Annotated in this window: 10 protein-coding genes; all 10 read left to right on the top strand. The window is 34.2% G+C overall.

Features of this window, described 5'->3' with window-relative positions; genetic code table 11:
* Positions 1-11 precede the first annotated feature (11 nt).
* Positions 12-1,112 (top strand): 6-bladed beta-propeller, encoded by a 1,101-nt coding sequence (locus DIS18_RS07925; RefSeq protein ID WP_109352447.1) that lies wholly within the window; start codon positions 12-14, stop codon positions 1,110-1,112.
* Between the two features lie 157 nt (positions 1,113-1,269).
* Entirely contained in the window at positions 1,270-3,033 is a 1,764-nt protein-coding gene (locus DIS18_RS07930; RefSeq protein WP_109352448.1) for a T9SS type A sorting domain-containing protein, read from the top strand.
* Positions 3,034-3,210: 177 nt separating this feature from the next.
* Positions 3,211-6,048: a glycosyl hydrolase gene (locus tag DIS18_RS07935; RefSeq protein WP_109352449.1), complete on the top strand. Its 2,838-nt coding sequence runs from the start codon at positions 3,211-3,213 to the stop codon at positions 6,046-6,048.
* 100 nt (positions 6,049-6,148) lie between these two features.
* Complete coding sequence (locus tag DIS18_RS07940; protein ID WP_109352450.1) at positions 6,149-9,007, top strand: alpha-L-rhamnosidase; 2,859 nt, start codon at positions 6,149-6,151, stop codon at positions 9,005-9,007.
* A 35-nt stretch (positions 9,008-9,042) separates the two neighbouring features.
* Positions 9,043-10,833 (top strand): glycoside hydrolase family 43 protein, encoded by a 1,791-nt coding sequence (locus DIS18_RS07945; RefSeq protein ID WP_109352451.1) that lies wholly within the window; start codon positions 9,043-9,045, stop codon positions 10,831-10,833.
* 83 nt (positions 10,834-10,916) lie between these two features.
* Positions 10,917-11,723, top strand: a complete 807-nt coding sequence (locus tag DIS18_RS07950) for a carboxylesterase family protein (RefSeq protein ID WP_109352452.1) — start codon at positions 10,917-10,919, stop codon at positions 11,721-11,723.
* A complete protein-coding gene (locus DIS18_RS07955) occupies positions 11,716-13,311 on the top strand; it encodes a sulfatase (protein ID WP_109352453.1) in 1,596 nt (531 codons plus the stop codon). The genes DIS18_RS07950 and DIS18_RS07955 overlap by 8 nt, the downstream gene beginning before the upstream one ends.
* 8 nt (positions 13,312-13,319) lie before the next feature.
* Positions 13,320-14,072 (top strand): 3-keto-disaccharide hydrolase, encoded by a 753-nt coding sequence (locus tag DIS18_RS07960; protein ID WP_109352454.1) that lies wholly within the window; start codon positions 13,320-13,322, stop codon positions 14,070-14,072.
* 91 nt (positions 14,073-14,163) lie between these two features.
* Entirely contained in the window at positions 14,164-15,861 is a 1,698-nt protein-coding gene (locus tag DIS18_RS07965; protein ID WP_245925615.1) for a GH39 family glycosyl hydrolase, read from the top strand.
* Between the two features lie 204 nt (positions 15,862-16,065).
* Complete coding sequence (locus DIS18_RS07970; RefSeq protein ID WP_245925618.1) at positions 16,066-19,101, top strand: SusC/RagA family TonB-linked outer membrane protein; 3,036 nt, start codon at positions 16,066-16,068, stop codon at positions 19,099-19,101.
* Positions 19,102-19,104 lie beyond the last annotated feature (3 nt).

A 19,104-nucleotide genomic window follows, 5' to 3' on the forward strand; every position in this document is an offset into this window, starting at 1 on the left:
TTAAATCAATAATGACAAAGTCTAAAATTAATCGCAGGACATTTATAAATACTACGGCAAAAGCAAGTTTGGGTTTGGCGATTGTTCCTCATTTCAACATATTAAAATCTAAACCAAAAATGTATGATAAAGTCATTGGTCATGGCGACTTCAAGTATAAAGTGCATAAATCTTGGGGCGATTTAGATAGAACTATTACACCTGTAAAGAATTGCCATGAAATGGTAATGGATTCCAAAGGCCGGTTGATTATGGTAGGCGACAATACCAAAAACAACATCTTAATTTATGATAAATCAGGAAAATTATTAGATTCTTGGGGTATTCGCTATAAAGGAGGTCATGGGTTATCTATTTGGAATGATGGTTCAGAAGATTTTTTATTCATTTGCGATGCCAAAGGCGAAAGCGTCATAAAAACCACAACAGACGGTAGGGAGCTAATGATTCTAGGCCATCCGTCGCAATATGGAGCATACGATAAAAAAGATAAATTTAAACCAACAGAAAGCGCAATTGGTCCCAATGGCGATATTTACATTGCAGATGGTTATGGCGCAAATTACATACTTCAATTTACCAAAAACGGCGAATTTATTAGAAAAATAGGCGAGGGTAGAGGCACAGGTCAAAATCAATTTCAAACCGCCCATGGCGTATGTATCGATTACAGAGGCAAAGGCGAACCTACTTTGTTAATTACGTCAAGAGCAGCAAATTGCTTTAAACGATTTACATTAGACGGTAAATATATTGAACAAATTAACTTACCGGGAGCATTTGTATGTCGGCCTGTAATTCATAATGAAAATCTGTATTCTGGGGTATGTTGGTCATCAGATATAGATTATATAGAAGGCGATAAGAATACACACCCCTATAATATCAACCCTAAATCAGGTTTTGTTACTATTTTAGATGACAAAGGAAAAGTAGTTTCCAATCCAGGAGGTACTAAGCCTAAATATAAGAAAGGGAAATTGCAGCGAATGGTGCAAGAGCAGCCCATTTTTCGTCATTGTCATGATGTATGTGTCGATGATGATGAAAATTTATACGTCTGTCAATGGAATGCCAATAAAGCCTATCCTATAAAATTAGAACGCTGTTAACTCATTTTTTTTACAATTTAAGAGACTTGACAGGTTTTAAAAAATGTCAGATCTGATACTTCAATAGTTTTTTCTGTTAAAATGAACTCTACAATGTTAGTCAAGACAGTACAGGATACTTTTCGTTTGCAATACACCTAATTTTAAACAAAAAAACATGCTGAAAAAACTACCTTATTTATATATAGCACTGCTAATTTCAGTATCCGTATTTGCTCAAGACTATCCTTTTAGTTTACCTGAAAATATGGAGGCAACTATTAACATAACATCTTCCTCAAGCGAAGAATTCAATAATTTATTACTCGGAACAAATACACATCATTTTACAACTTCAACAGAGAAGGCTCTAATAAACAAATTAAAGCCCATAACTATTAGGTTTCCTCATGGTTTATGGGCTAATTGGTACGATTGGCGACGTGATGTTACGCGCCTTTTTGGAACGGAAAGTTTCCAATATGAACAAGGCGTAAATAAAACTATCAGAACAAAAACAGTAGACCATTTAGCTAGTATAAACATATTTGACAATCTTAATATCAAAGTAGGAATAGAAGGCCTTACAAGTTTAAATGAAACCAGAAAATCCGAAACAGGAAAAGGGTTTGATATGATGTGGACGTTTAACATGAGTGCAGATGGTACCGATTTTAATAATGGATGCCCAGAAACCATAGCCCGATACGATGATTTAATTGCAAAAGGTTTTGAAGTAAAAGTTGTTGAAATGGGTAACGAGAATTTTTATCCAGGACAACGAAGCTCCATCATCCCAAATACTGAAGATTATATTGCCAGAGCAAAAGCCATGTCTGCTGCACTTAAAGCAAAAGATCCAAATATAAAAGTATCCGTACCATTATTGCGAAGAGATAATTGGGCAAATCCTAATTGGAATCAAGATTTAACCCAAGATCTTACTTATTTTGATGCTGTTACTGTACACACCTATGTAGGTTCAGACCCAGATGATGCTAGCAATAGCGACGAAGCTTATGGTACAGCACTTACAGCACGTAAACACTTAGGGAATTCTATTTATGATTATGCGCATCAAGTAGCACCCAATAAACCAATTTGGTTAACCGAGTGGGGTGTGAAATCTGGTGGCCCAAATGCGGTATCTGTTTTAGGAATGGCAGATTGTTATATTTTTATGAGTGAAAATCAAGATATTTTTGAACGTGCCAATTGGTTTAGTGTAAATGGAAAATTAAACTCACATTACGTATGGGAAACTTATATTTCACCAAGTGGAGTAGAGCGCCCAAGAATTAAGTACCCTTTAGAAAAAACACTGTTTGGGTCGGCATACGAAATTATACGTTTAGCAATTGAAAATACTACATTAATTGAGAGTGATGTACAAGTTCCAAACCTTGTAGATGGTGTAAAAGCGGTTAACGCCAGAGCTGTAACTAAAGATGGAAAAACCTCTGTTTTTGTTGTAAACCTTAGTAATCAGGATGTGCCATTTAATGTGAATATTGATGGTGATTTTTATACAGATAATGCTGTTCACAAGGCCATATCATTTTCAACAATGGATGAGGAAAGAGCTATGGGGATTGATGTAGATCCGTTAACTCTAATTAGCGATGGCAGTGAAAGTATTACTTTACCTAAATTTTCAATAAATATTATAGAATTATCTAATGCTTCATTATCCGCTTCAAAAATCGTTAAACAAAATGAGGTGAGTATATATCCAAATCCTAGTAATGGGACATTCAATATAAAACTAAACCATGGAGAAGATACGCAGTATCGAATTTATTCGATTAATGGTGTAGAAATTCAAAAAGGTAATTTTGTATCAACAAAAGAGATTCGTTTTGAAAATCATCAAACAGGTATTTATATATTACAACTTGAGGGAAGTCAAGGTATTTCAACCCAGAAAATTGTGGTTAAATAAACTTTAAAATACTAACCATAAGCATAATATAAAACGCTACCAAATCAATTTTATGGTAGCGTTTTTCGTTTTGTTTAAATAATAAATATAAATCTTAAGCATGAGAGTACAGGATAATAATAGTAGAAACGGTTTTATTTTAAGAGTTATATATTTAATTCAAAAATTATTAATTCAATGTATATAAGTAAGTTTTTTCCAGTTTTAGCTTTAGTTTTTCTTATGTCCTCATGTAATGAAAGTAAGTTGGAAAAAACTAACGCTCAAGATTTATTTAGCAAATTTCAGAAACCTCCAGCAGAAGCGCGCCCTTTTGTACGTTGGTGGTGGAATGGTAATAAAATTAAAACTTTAGAACTTGACAGACAATTAGAATCTCTAAAGAATGTTGGGTTTGGAGGTGTGGAAATAAACCCAATTGCTATGCCAGCTGCTTTTAACAAAAACGAAAAATCTTTAGTTTGGATGAGCGATGAATGGGTTGATATGGTAGTTCATGCGGCTAAAAAAACCAAAGATTTAGGCATGATTACAGACATAATTGCTGGCACAGGATGGCCGTTTGGTGGAGAATTTTTAAAGGACGAAGAGACGAGTCAACGGATGGTCACAGACTTTATTGAATATAATTCTAATGAGGTTATTAAAGTTGATGAAGAGTATTTAATTAATTTGTACAAAAAAAAGTTTGGAAAAGCCAGAGCTCAAAGGCATATAAGTAAAAGAACAACTTATGGGCTAGCTAATCTAGCTTTAATTCCCAAAGATTGTAATGATAAGAGTCAGATAATAAATCTTATAGGGCACTTAGATAAAAAAGGAAAACTAAACTATAAAATTGAAAGCTCAGAGAAATATTATTTAAGCTATTCGCTTATTCAACAAAATTTCAGAGATGTAACTCTTGGGGCTCCTGGAGGAGCAGGTCCGGTTATGGATCATTATAAAAAGGAAATGACCTTGGCATATTTGAATAGGTTAAAGAAAATATCAGAACGTTCAGGTATTCCACTAAATCAATTAATTAGAGCCATTTTTTGTGATAGTATTGAGGTTTCTGGAGCTAATTGGACTGATGGTTTCGAAAATATTTTTTTTCGTACTTATGGTTACAAACTAGATAAGTGGATGCCTTTTGTGTTTTATTCTGCCCGTGGGAATTATTCAAATGATAAATATTCCAACAACTTCTCGCTAGAATTTAAAGACAATTTAAAACGTGTTCGATACGATTACAATAAACTATTGGTAGAAGTATTTTTAAAAAACTTTACCCAAACTTATAAAGATTTTTGTGAAGCAAATGATGTGCTTTGCAGATATCAAGCCTATGGAACACCTTTTTTAATGGGGATGTTAGATGGGTATATGATACCAGATATTCCTGAAAGCAATAATTGGATTTATTCTGCAGAAATGAAAGATTCTTTATGGAAGTGGAACCAAAGTCATGGGTACATGACTTGGAATATGTACGCTTCTGCTGGAGGGCATTTAACAGGAAAAAAGATTGTAAGTTCTGAAGTTATGACTAATACTCAAGGACTATTTAAAACAACTTTAGAAGAAATAAAACAACATGATGATATGAATTTCATTACAGGTATTAATCATTCTATTCTACATGGTTACAATTACTCTCCACAAGAAGAGCCATTTCCGGGATGGATACGTTATGGTGCTTATTTTAGCGAACAAAATACTTGGTGGAAACATCTTAATAATTGGGTAGATTATAATGCACGATTATCAGCGGTGTTTCAAAATTCTCAAGCCAATAAATCTATTGCTATTATTGGACCTACTGCCGATTTATGGGGAGATAAAGGTTTAGCAAGAGAACCTTTTCATTTAGAACCAAGTTATTTATATAAGCTTTGGGAGCCTATAAGCCAGTTAGGATATTCTTGCGAGTATATAAATCAAAATGTTTTGAGAAATGCAAACATAGAGGGCGGTGTTATTTCATATGGAAAAATGAGTTACAAGCTATTAATTTTAGCAAGTTTAAAATCCATCCATCCAGAAACGGCATTAACTATAAAAAAGTTTGTAGAATCTGGTGGTAAGGTTGTTGTAGTTGATGAGCTACCAACTAAGTCATTGCACTATGCGGATTTTTATAAAAATGATGAAGAGGTAAAAGCAATTATGGAAGGTCTTTTAGCAAGCCATACTAATTCATTCATCAGAATTAAACAACCAAAATTGATAGAAAAATTATTGAGTTGGACTAATGAATTTTTAAATAGATCTAAGATTGCACCAGATGTTCTAATAAGTAATCCAACTAAAAAAGTCTATCAAATACATCAATATACAGAAGATAAAGATATTTATTTTTTCACAAATATTCATCGGTATAATGTTACGTCTTTTAATGCAAAATTCCCTGTAAAAGATAAATATCCATACATGTGGAACCCAGAAACAGGAGAAAGAATACCTTTTTACTACGCTAAAAACACAAATGAATTACAGATTTCTTTGAATCCTTTAGAATCTTTATTGTTAGTTTTTGAAGAAGAAAAACCAGATAATAAAGTAATAAAAGAGAGTGTCAAAATAAAAAATAGCAAAGAAATTAATGAAAATTGGATTGTAACGGGGTATCGAGTAGATAATAAGATATACAATTGGAATATGTCTGATTTAGTTGATTTCAGTGAATCGATTGATACAACAAAAAATTCATTTGCTGGAGAAATTATTTATGAGACAACGATAAACAACACAGACGATTTTACACACATAGATCTAGGTGATGTAAATGAAGGAGTAACTGAACTATATGTTAATGGTAAAAAAGTAGGCAAACGTTGGTACGGAAAAGCAGTTTATTCTATAGAAAAATTTTTAAAGCAAGGTGATAATACTATAGAAGTACATTACACAACTGTTTTGGCTAACTATTGCAAATCACTTGATAATCCATTAACAAACGTTTGGACAAGACGGTATAAAAATTTGGTTCCAACAGGACTAGAAGGTCCTGTGAAATTGTTAAGTTATTAATTATTAAAATGAATTTATTGCATGACGGAGCAGGATAATTTTTTTAATGCGTTGTAATATCTTTCAATTTTAATATAAGTATCAAATTAATAGTGTCATAATGATAAAAAAACAAGCTCTATTTTCAATAGTTTTCTTAACTATTTTTTGCATATCCTGTAAGCAGGTTTCTACCTCAAGAACACCAATGTCTTTTGAGAAATTATCGATAAATCTTAAGTATAATCCTTCAGCAATAGAAAGCAAACAACCTTTGTTTTCCTGGATTATAGATGTAGAAGGGTATAATAAATCACAATCGGCTTATCATATTTTGGTAGCTTCATCCCAAGAAAAATTAAATGAAGATGATGCAGATCTATGGAATTCAGATAAAGTAAAAAGCGAGAAATCTACATTTGTAAAATACACAGGAAAATCTTTAAAAGCGCTCCAGAAATACTTTTGGAAAGTTAAAATCTGGGATGAACAAGGAACGGTTTCAAAATGGTCTGAGGTTCAAGAATTTGAAATGGGTTTGATGCATTCTGACAATTGGGGTGCTTCAAAATGGATTACGCTAAATAAAGATACTCGAACTTCAGAGCATCGTTTTAGAGGTTATAAAAGAGGTAACATGAAGAAATCGAAACCAGTTGAGGGTTTTTCAGCTAGTTATTTTAGAAATGAGATAGACCTTAGTAAAGATATCGAAAATGCGCAAGCATATATTTGCGGTTTAGGCTATTATGAGTTGTATTTAAATGGAACTAAAGTTGGAGACCATGTTTTAGATCCTGCACCATCAAATTACGATAAGCAAGCCTACTATGTGAATTATGATATTACAGAACAGTTGAAATCTGGTAAAAATGCCTTTGGAATTATATTAGGAAATGGCTTTTACGGACAAAATATTTCTTGGAGCAGAGATCCAGAATCAAATAAAAAAGGGGTGTCTTACGGTCCGCCAACAGTACGTTGTTTGGTGAAATTAAATTATAAAGATGGGACATCAGCAGATTTTTATACTGACGAAAACTGGAAAGAAGCTACAGGACCAATAGTATTTAATAATATTTATGGAGGAGACACCTATGATGCACGTTATGAATTAGGAAATTGGAATACAGTTGGTTACAATGATACTAAATGGGGAAATGCAAAAGTAGTATCTCCGCAAGTAAAAAAAATAAGTGCAAGTCAAATTCCACCAATTAAAAAGCTAAAAGAATTTGAACCACAAAAGGTTTTTAAAGCACCAGATGGTAATTGGATTGTTGATTTTGGACAAAACATTGCTGGTTGGGTAAAATTAAACGTTCAAGGAAATGAAGGGCAATTAATTGAAATTACAACTACCGAAGCATTATTAACTAACGGAAAAGATATTTTTCCGGGTTCAACAGGAGGTGGTGCAAATGGAATGGCACAAATTTACAAGTACATCTGTAAAGGTGATGGTTTAGAATCTTGGGAACCTAAATTTAGTTATCACGGGTTTAGATATGCAAAAATAAATGGTACTTCTAAAAAGCCAGATGCTGATATGATTAAAGCAGTTTTGGTAGCTACAGATATTCAAGAAACTGGAAGCTTTGCATCTTCAGATGAATTGCTAAACAAAATGCACAGCATTAGTAAATGGACGATTGTAGACAATATTCACGGTATTCCAGAAGATTGTCCACACCGCGAAAAATGTGGCTGGTTAGGCGATGCACATGCATTTTGTGAATATGCACTTTACAATTATGATATGTACGATTTCTATAAAAAATATATGGAAGACATCCGTACACAAATGCGACCAACAAAAGGGCATAACACCCCAGATATAAAATTTCAAGTGCCAACTATGATTGCTCCAGGAAAACGTACATCAACCTACGCAAAGATAGATTGGGGCGTAGCCACTATGTATTTGCCATGGTATAATTACAAGTTTTATGGTGATGATGCCATAGTAAAAGAATACTACCCAGAGATGAGAAACTTGACTAATTTTTATCTAAATTACAAAGGTGAAAATGGCATTATGCAAGATGGTATGGGCGATTGGTGCCCACCACGATGGGATAGACGTAAAAACCCTTCAGCTATGGAGTGCGACCCTATTATTTCTGCAAATGCCTATTTCTATGATGTTTTAGGTATTATGGAAACCTTTGCAGAAATGAATAATGATGTAGCTTTCGCTCTAAAAATGAAACAAGAACAACGTGAATTAAAAGACGCGTTCAACAAAGAATTTTTAGTTGAAATACCCAATACAAAACACAAATGGTATCAAAGTCAAACAGCAACTGTTCAAGCTTTACAGTTTGGCTTAGCACCAGAAAACGATATTGAAAGTATTGTTAACGGTTTAGCATACGATATTGTTGAAGTTAAAGGAGGGCACCATTCCACGGGAATTCATGGAAACAGATATATCTATACTGTTTTAACCGAAAATGGAAATGCAGATTTAGCACATCAAATTTTAACAACACCAGATTTTCCAAGTCAAACGTATGTCATGAATTCAGGCTTTACCACATGGCCAGAACGCCAATTTGTTTGGGAAGAAATGGAAGGGCCAACAAATTCTTTAAATCACCCAATGCACTCTGGTTTTGCAGCTTATTTTTATGAAGCATTAGGTGGTATTAAATCTTCAGAAAATCAACCAGGTTATAAAGTATTTACTGTAAATCCTGAGTTTCCTACTATAATTACAAACACGGAAGTAAAAGTGCCAACACCTTATGGCGATATTACCAATGATTGGACGATAAAAAATGATGTGTTAAGTATGAATCTTGAAGTACCGTTTAATACAAAAGCTAGGGTTTTAGTGACGCCTTCAGAGCTTGAAAGTTTAAAAATAAACGGTGCACCTATTACAGAATTTAAACAAAATAACCCTATTGAAATAGCAGACGGATTTGTAATTTTAGGCTCAGGAGATTACACAATAGCATATCCAAAAAACTAAGTTTACAAGACACTAAAATATCTAAAAGGCATACTATGAAACTAACATATAACACTGTTTTACAATCACTAATTATTATGCTATTAGTGTCATTTACCAGTTGTAATTCAAAACCAGAAAACAAAACAATAACATCATCAAAAGATTTGGCTCAAGCCCAAACGGGTAGCTTTGGAGACCAAGGTGATGGTACATACATCAATCCTATTTTAAATGCAGATTATCCAGATTCTGATATCGAGCAAGTAGGCGATACGTATTATATGATTACATCAAAGCAACACATGTCGCCAGGGATGCCAATTCTAGAATCTAAAGACATGGTGAACTGGACGAATGTGGGGCACGTGTTTAAAAGTTTATCTTGGGCGCCAGAATACAATTGGGATCGCATGAATGGCTATTCTTTTGGTACTTGGGCAGGCGATTTAGCATACCACAATGGTACTTGGTATTGCTACCAAATAGATTATCAACATGGTTTAATGGTAGCAACGGCAAAGGATATAAAAGGCCCTTGGAGTAAACCTATTATGATGCTCCCAAAGGCTGAGGTGCTAGATGATCCGGGAGTGTTTTGGGATGAAGAAACACACAAAGCTTACGTAATAATTAATACAGCTGGCAAGCAAAAAGCAGCAACTAATACAATTGAAGGTAACGAAAATAGAATTTACGAAATGAGTTGGGATGGTACAAAAATCCTAGGCGAAGGTAAATTAGTGTACACTGGTATGGGAGCCGAAGCTGCTAAAATCTATAAAATAAATGGCACTTGGTATATCTTTTTAGCACAATGGACCATGGGTGATACATCCACCAAACCAGGTGTGAAAAACCCAAAAAACGATAGAAAACAAATTGTACTACGCTCCAAAGAAAGTATTTACGGGCCTTACGAAGTAAAAACTGTATTAGAAAAGGGTACAGCCTTTAATGATCGTAGTGCAAGTCAAGGCGCATTAATGCAAGCACCAGATAAATCGTGGTGGTATATGCATCAATTGATTCAGAATGATACCATTCCATTCCAAGGGCGTCCGCAATGTTTAGAACCTGTAAATTGGGTTGACGGATGGCCAATTATAGGTATAGACGAAGATAACGATGGCATTGGCGAACCCGTAAAACAACACAAAAAACCTATAGACGGTTACCCAATTACTGCCCCAAGTTCAGACGATGATTTTTTATCATCTAAATTAGGGTTTCAGTGGGAGTGGAACCATAATCCAAGAAACACACATTGGTCTTTAACCGAGCACCCAGGGTGGTTACGCCTAAAAGCAAGCAAAATATTGCCAAACGAAAAAGGTTACGGACCAAACATAAACGAGTGGACAAACAACGATGGTTCCGACTCAGATTTCTGGAGAGCTTCTAATACGTTAAGTCAGCGTATTATGGGCATCACCACTGGAACAGCTGTAGCTAAATTTGATATTTCTGGTATGCAACCACACCAATTAGCAGGATTTGTAAGATATGGCGGCGTGTTCAATTTATTAGGTGTAGAGGTAGATGAAAACGGTGAAAAGTATATCATTTACATGGATACATTTGGTAAAAAAACAAAAGGCCCGAAAGTTGTTGGACCTGATTTTTATGTACGCACTGTCAACGATAGTAATCAAGCTAAATATGAATATAGTGTAGATGGTGAGTATTTCTCAGATTTTGGACCAACCTTTACTATTGCTTTTGGAAAGTGGACAGGCGATCGTTTAGGCTTCTTTTCATGGAATGAAAAAGAAGATGCAGGATATATTGATGTGGATTGGTTTACTTATGATTATGATGGGCCAAAAGCTGCAAAATCTGAATAAAATCATTTAAATTTTTAAAATCCACGAAAAATAAATAGAAGTTAAATCAATAAAAGGTATAGTAAATAGAGAAAATTAATAATATGAATGTCACTACTTCAAAGCCATTATTAAAACAATTAGCATTTATTTTAATTATGTGCAATATGCTAGTTACTAATGCTCAAAATATTCAAGAAACCCTTGATGATATTAATTCGCGGTTTATAAACGTAGAAGTAAGTATATTAAATTGGCCTGATGATTTAAAACCCCATCTTGGTGATTTAAAAGAATCAGCATTTATTGCTTTGCCACTAAAAAAATCTACAGGAAAAATACCATTACTAATAACATTACACGGTGGCGGTGGAAAAGTATGGAGTATTGAAAAGCAACTTTCACGGTCGGCACTAGTAAAAGGACTTTCATTAGCTGAATTATCAGGAAAAGAATTAATGCTGCTTGAACCAAATTCTTTTAGTAGTTGGGATCCAAAAACGTTGAATATCATGCTAGATTATATATTAAAGCAATATCCAGAAATTGATACAAACCGCATTTATGTTATGGGGCACAGTATGGGTGGTAGTGGTACATGGGCATGGATTCAAGATACGCCAGAACGTTTTGCAGCAGCATCGCCGTCGGGTTTTAGTAGTGTTAGAGATACGGATGATGTAAGTAAGTTAGTAGACTTACCTATTTGGGGAATGGTAGGCGGTAGCGATGTTAAGAACGTTGAACCAGTAAAAAAAATGGTACACCTACTAAAGGAAACAGGAAACCTCAATGTGCGATACACTGCGTTCCCAGAAGCTAATCATGCTCAAGGTAATGCAAAAGTATTTAGTGCTGTTGAATGTGTAGATTGGATGCTTTCTTTTTCTCTAAAAAAAGAGCATGATTGATTTTAAATATTTTTTTCTACTATTTTCTTTTGTGATTTTTTTGGGTTGTAAAGGGAAAACATCTTCAAAACGAATAAATGTCAATAGGCCAAATATATTATTCATTCTAGTAGACGATTTAGGCTATCACGATTTAGGTGTTACGGGCAGCACTTTTTACGAAACCCCAAACGTGGATAAATTAGCCAATGAAGGCATGATGTTTACCCAAGGCTATGCAGCAAGTAGAGTATGCAGTCCATCTCGCGCTAGTATTATGACGGGTAAGTTTACAGCACGACATGGCATTACCGATTGGATAGGAGCAAAAACAGGTGAAGCGTGGCGTACAAGAAATCGATATGATAAATTATTGCCAGCAGATTATGTAACGCAATTACCTAAAGCCGATATCACCATTGCAGAAGCTTTTAAAAATCACGGATACAAAACTTTTTTTGCAGGAAAATGGCATTTAGGAGGCAAAGGTTCACATCCCGAAAATCATGGTTTCGACATAAATATTGGTGGTATAGATGCAGGATCACCTAGAGGTGGTTTCTTTTCACCTTGGAACAATCCAAAATTACCCAATAAGCAAAAAGGAGAAAATTTAACCTTGCGTTTAGCCAACGAAACTGCAGATTTCATTTCAAAACATAAGGACACTTCGTTTTTTGCATTTTTATCCTTTTACGCAGTGCATGCACCTATTCAAACTACAGAATATAAATGGCAAAAATACCGTGATAAGGCTGATAGCTTAGGTGTTGCAGATTCAGGTTACAAGATGGAGCGTGTGCTGCCTATCCGTCAAGTGCAAGACAACCCTATTTATGCAGGATTAGTTGAAACTATGGACGATGCTGTTGGTATCGTTTTAAAAGCATTAAAAGATAATGGATTAGAAGAAAATACTATTGTAGTTTTTACTTCTGATAATGGTGGTGTAGCTTCTGGAGATCATTACGCTACCAGTAATTTACCGCTTAGAGGTGGAAAAGGGTATCAATGGGAAGGTGGTATTCGCGAGCCTTATTTTATTAAAGTACCATGGTTAAAAAATGATGGTACTACAACGGAATTTCCAGCAATAAACACCGATTTTTATCCAACGCTTTTAGATGTTGCAAATATACCGTTACATCCAGAACAACATATAGACGGTATCAGTCTTAAACCATTATTAGAAGGAAAGCAATTAGAATTTTCCAGACCTTTATATTGGCATTATCCGCATTATGGCAATCAGGGTGGTGAGCCAGCTTCTATAATACAACAGGATGGCTGGAAGTTAATTCATTATTGGGAAGATGGTCGAGAAGAATTATTCAAATTACCTTCCGAAGAAAAAGACCAACAAAATTTACTGTCAAAACACCCTAAAATTGCTAAAAGCCTAAGTCATAATTTAATGTCTTGGTTAAATAATGTAGATGCTAAATATCCTGTAAAAGACTCAGTTTATGATGCTGAAAAAGCCGAAATTAGATATTCAAATACTATAAATAAAAAATGGCCTTCGCTAGAAAAACAGCGTTTGGAGGTATTGTTAAAAGATTTTCAACCCAATAAAAATTGGTGGAAAAGTAAAGTAACCGTTGATTAAGATATAATATGAGATTAAGAGCTATAAAATACCAATTCGTAATACTATTAGCCTTAAGTTTTTCATGTAAAAACGCTGCAAATAAAACAGAATTTAAATCCATTTTTAATGGAAAGGATTTAAAAGGATGGCAAGGAGATACAACCTATTGGCGTGTTGAGAATGGTGTTTTAACTGGCGAGGTAACACCAGAAACTATTTTAAAACGAAATTCTTTCATTATTTACAAAAAGGAACAACCCGAAAATTTTGAGTTAAAACTAGAATATAAAATTACCAATTCAGGCAACAGTGGTGTAAATTACAGAAGTACACTTATAGAAAATATGCCGTTTGCCTTAAGGGGGTATCAATGTGATATTGACGGCAAGAATAAATATACTGGTCAGAATTATGAAGAGAAAAAGAGAACCACATTGGCTTATATGGGCGAAACTGTAGCTATTCCGCAGATGCCAGATAGTATACCAAAACAAAACATACGTAAAAATGTAAAACGAAACTGTTGGCAAACACGAGACGTTATTGCTACCAAATTAAAATCAGAGTTAGTATCCACTATAAAACCTAGCGATTGGAACACGGTACATCTCATAGTAAAAGACAACAAAATACAACATTATGTAAATGGTGTGCTGTTTAGTGAGGTGACTGATTTAGATGAAATTAATAGATCAACAAAAGGCTTTATTGGTGTACAAGTGCACGTTGGACCACCAATGAAAGTTGAGTATAGAAATATTTTTCTAAAGCATATATAGAAAATTGTATTAGTTTTTAGTCATGACAGTACAGGTTTGTTTTCTCTATAAAAGATATTATTTTTGAAGTAATTGCTAGAATTAAAAAATTATGAAAAGATTAAAAGCCCTAAGATTGTTTGTTTTGATGATACCGATTATATCATTTACACTTTTTTTTACATGTTCAAAAGATGAACAAATGGAGAAGGAGATTATAGAAAATCCAGAACCAGAAGAACCTGAGGAACCACAAGAACCACAAGAACCACAAGCCATAAATGAAGCAGATATTGACCCTAGTAAAATAGCTACAATAAACACTGGTGCTGTAGTAGGGCAATTCCATAATTTTTGGTCTACACGACCGATGGTAAATCAATCGCGATTTAATACTACAAATTTTAGAAACTCCTTACAGACAATAAAGGATTATGTAAAAAGTTACAATTTGGTTAGATCTATGGGAGGAAGAACAGATAACCTTAATATGTTTTACAAAGGTGTTGATGGTTCAGGTAATATAATTACTGATTTTAGTGATTTGGTTTCTACTATGAGAAACTTTATGAGTACTGGATTCAAACCAAGAATTGTTTTAAGTAAAGTGCCTTGGGAAATGGTTGCTAATAAAGTGGTAAATACCTATGGAAATACAAGTCCTCCTGATAATTACGATTATTGGAGGCAATATGTAAATGCTTTTTTAACCACACTTGTTAATGAATTTGGTATGCAAGAGGTTAAAACTTGGCGATTTAGGGTGAGTACTGAACCTAATTATACGCCTAATCATTGGAACGGTACTATGCAAGAGTATTTTAAACATTACGATATAACTGTTGATGAAGTTTTAAAAGTGATTCCTGACGCTATTGTTGGTCCAGGAAATATGTTAACTGAAGATAGTGTTGCAACTTATACAACAGAATTAATTGATCATTGTGCCAATGGTACTAATTATGCAACGGGTGCAACAGGTACTAAAATGGATTTTTTTAGTATTTCATATTATGAAAAAATAGATCAAAACACTGTAGCTTTACCTGATAAGATTGAGCGCTACAGAAATAAATTGAATAGTTATCCTCAGTTTAGTAATATTCCATTAGATATACAAGAGTTTGGGATACTTCGAGATGAAAATCGCGTACGTGGCTCAAGTTTAGTTGATGCAACTGAACTGGGTGCAAGTTGGTATGCAACAGTCTGTGATATGGTACACGAATATAAAATAAATGAGATTTATGATTGGGGGCAAGAAATAGAAGGCAGTGATTTACCTCAAGGTAGAAAAAACGTAACGCGTATGTTTCAAAAGATGGAAGGTGGTAGTAAACTAGAAGCAATAGATAATTTTAGTGGTTACGCTGGAGTTATTCCAGTTGTTAAGGGCGATGTGATATATCTATTAGTATATAACCATAATCCGTCAAGAACAAGTAATTCAAGTCGTACCATTTATCCTAAGTTAGAGGGTGGTCTTATTTCGAGTGGAAATAAATGGAAAATGAGCGAATGGACTGTAGATAAAAACAATGGTGTTATGATGCACGAGTTCTATAAAGATTTAAGAGCCGCGGGTGTATCTGAAAACACAAACGGACGTATATATGGTAACAGGACATCAGATAGGTTTGCTGATGGATGGCAAAACGTATTAAGTGCTAATTTGTCAAAATATCAAGGTTTAGCAAACCTTCCAAAAACGGTATCAGATTCTTTGGTAATAAAAGGGAATGAAAGTCTTATCCTAAAAGTGGATTTAGAGCCACATGCTGTTAAACTTTATGAACTTGTGCCACAATAAATATTACCTTTTTTACATTTTTAAAACCTCAGATTACATTTTAATTTGAGGTTTTTTTTATCTAAAAATAATTTTAGTAGTCTTTTATTTACAATTTTGATAATATTTTACAGGGAAGTACAGGATAGTAAGGGATAGGACAGGATAGTTTATAAATTTTTACATAATATTTTAGAATTCTATTAACAAACAAACTAAAATTATATGAATTTAAAAACTACATTAGACATATGTTTAAGTTTTCGCAAAACTTGGATGTGTGTTGTTTTGGCATTATCATGTATGGCAATGTCAAATGCACAGACTGTAAACGGTACAGTCACTGCAGATGGGCAACCTCTTCCTGGTGCTACAGTACTAATTAAGGGGACTACAACAGGAACAAGCACTGATTTTGATGGGAATTTCACTATCAATGCAGAAGCACTAAGCACGTTAGTTATTTCTTATGTTGGTTATTCAACAAAAGAAGTACTTGTTGGTAATCAGACTCAAATCAACGTCACTTTAGAGCAAGATAATAAACTTGACGAAGTTGTTATAATTGGTTATGGTTCTCAGAGAAAATCAGATTTAACTGGTTCGGTTTCCTCAGTTAGTGGTGAAGATCTTTCAACTTTGCCGGTTTCAAGGGTGGATCAGGCATTACAAGGTAGGGCAGCAGGTGTACAAGTAACACAAACTAGTGGGGCACCTGGAGCAGGTACATCCATTAGAGTAAGAGGAGGTAACTCTATTACTGGTAGTAATGAACCTCTTTGGGTTATTGATGGTATTATTGTTGGAACAAATTTCAATTTAAATAACCTTAATGCCAATGATGTTAAATCTGTTGAGATATTAAAGGATGCATCTTCCATTGCAATTTATGGTTCAAGAGGAGCAAATGGAGTTATTTTGGTAACTACTAAAAGTGGCGCTAGTATTGGTGGTGGAAAACCGCAAGTTAATGTGGGGATTTACACAAGTTCACAATTAGTGCCTGAAAGACCAGATTATCTAAGTCAAGCTCAACAAATTGAATACACCAATCAGGATGCAATTCTAAGAGGTGTAGTTGAGCCATTTCCAGGAAGTCCATCGGACTATCCTAATAATGATTTTTTCGATCTGTTAGTAAATCCATCGCCTATTTATAACGCCGATGTTTCTATTGCAGGTACTTCAGAGAATGGTAGTGTAAATTATTATAATTCTCTTAATTTTTTCGATCAAGATGGTATTGTTGAAAATTCAGGAATACAAAAGTATATATTTAGGTCTAACTTAGATTTTAAACTAAGTGACAAACTGAAAGCAGGGGCACGGATTAATTATTCAAGAATAAAGCAGGATAATGGTGTAGTTGGTTATGGAAGTCTTTTAGGAATTTTACCAACCCAGCCCATATACAATGCTGATGGTTCTTTTAATGGGGCTAATGAGGTAACTGGGAATCCATTTAATAACCCTGTAGCCACGTCAAGATTGGATATAGATGAGACTACTTCTAGCAATTTGTTAGGAACGGTTTATTTAGAATATAGCCCTATTGAAAATTTAATTATACGTTCTACTTTTAATCCGAATATTATCAACTCTAAAAGGAACGAATTTACGTCTAGTCAAAGACCAGATTTACAATCGGGAGATAGTAATGCTAGGATAAGAACTACGTCAACTATCAATTGGAATAATGAAAATACGGTTCAATACTCTGGGGTAATAGGAGACAATCATAACTATACGATTCTAGGAGGTGCATCATTTCAGAAAGATGTTACAGAAACAGCTTCGGCTCAAGCCTTTGGTTTCACTACTGATGCGACAACATTCAATTCCTTAAGAACAGGATCAGATCCTTTAAGAAATTTGGTAGAATCTGGATATGGGCAAAGAACACTTGTTTCCTTTTTCGGAAGGCTTAATTATACTTATAAAGATAAGTACTTATTAACATTAGTGGGTAGAAGCGACGGAAGTTCTGTATTTGCTCCTGGAAATAAGTATGAGTTTTATCCATCTATTGCAGGTGCATGGAAAATTACTGAAGAGCCTTTTATGCAAAATCAAAACACCTTTCAAGATTTAAAGTTAAGAGCAAGTTATGGTAAGTCTGGAAACCAAGCTATCAACCCATATGAAACTTTACCTGTTTATGATGAAGGCAATACCTCTTTTAACGGTGTTGAGTTGCCTGGTGTTGTTTTAGGAAGATTTGCAAATCCGGATTTAATATGGGAAACCACAACATCTTTTGATATAGCTTTAGAAGCTTCATTGTTTGGAGGAAAAGTGTTTGCAGAATTTAACTATTATTCTAAAAAGACTGAAAATTTACTATTAGAAGTAACTATTCCAAGACAAGCGGGAGATGATAATCAAATACAAAATGTAGGATCCTTACAGAATAGAGGATGGGAATTTTTAGTTAATTCTACTAATATTTCTAATTCTAATTTTAATTGGAATTCTACAGTAACACTTTCTTCTAACAAAAATAAAGTATTAGATCTTGGCGGTCAAGAGTTTATAGATGTTATTACAGATCCAGTATTGGGGGCAGGAAACTTAAGACTTATTGTTGGAGAAACTGTTCCAGTATTTACTGGGGCAGAGTATTTAGGAACTTGGAAAAGTCAAGCAGAAATTGATGCTTCAGGACAAGATCCAGCAGCAAATGCAGTTGGTGGTCCTAGATATAAAGATACAGATGGAGATGGAACTATATCTGTCGAGGATTATGAAGTGCTAGGTAATCCATTTCCAGATTTAATTTACGGGTTTGAAAACAATTTTTCCTATAAAAATTTCGACTTAAGTATTTATATTCAAGGAACAGTTGGAAATGAGGTTTTTAATACAAGAACACGTACAAATTTTTTCATTCGTGGGGAGGTTCCAAAGTATGCCGAAGTAGCTGATTATTGGTCACCTCAAAACCCAACTTCTGACATTCCTTCACCTGGATTTGTTGAAGGTGCTTATGTTCCTAATTCTTTCGATGTTGAAGACGGTTCGCATTTACGTCTAAAAAATGTAAGATTTACTTATCATTTACCAGTTGATAAGATGGGATTAAAAGGTGTAAAAGACATGTCAATTTATGCATCAGGAACTAATTTGTTGTTGCTTTCCGATTTTAGATTAATCGATCCAGAGACAAGTCAGTATGGTAGATCTAATATCCGTCAAGGATTTGCTGGCGGAGAGTATCCTAATGCTAGAGTTTTAAGTTTAGGTCTTAACGTAACTTTTTAAAAA

The organism is Algibacter marinivivus, from assembly GCF_003143755.1.
Lineage (GTDB): Bacteria > Bacteroidota > Bacteroidia > Flavobacteriales > Flavobacteriaceae > Algibacter_B > Algibacter_B marinivivus.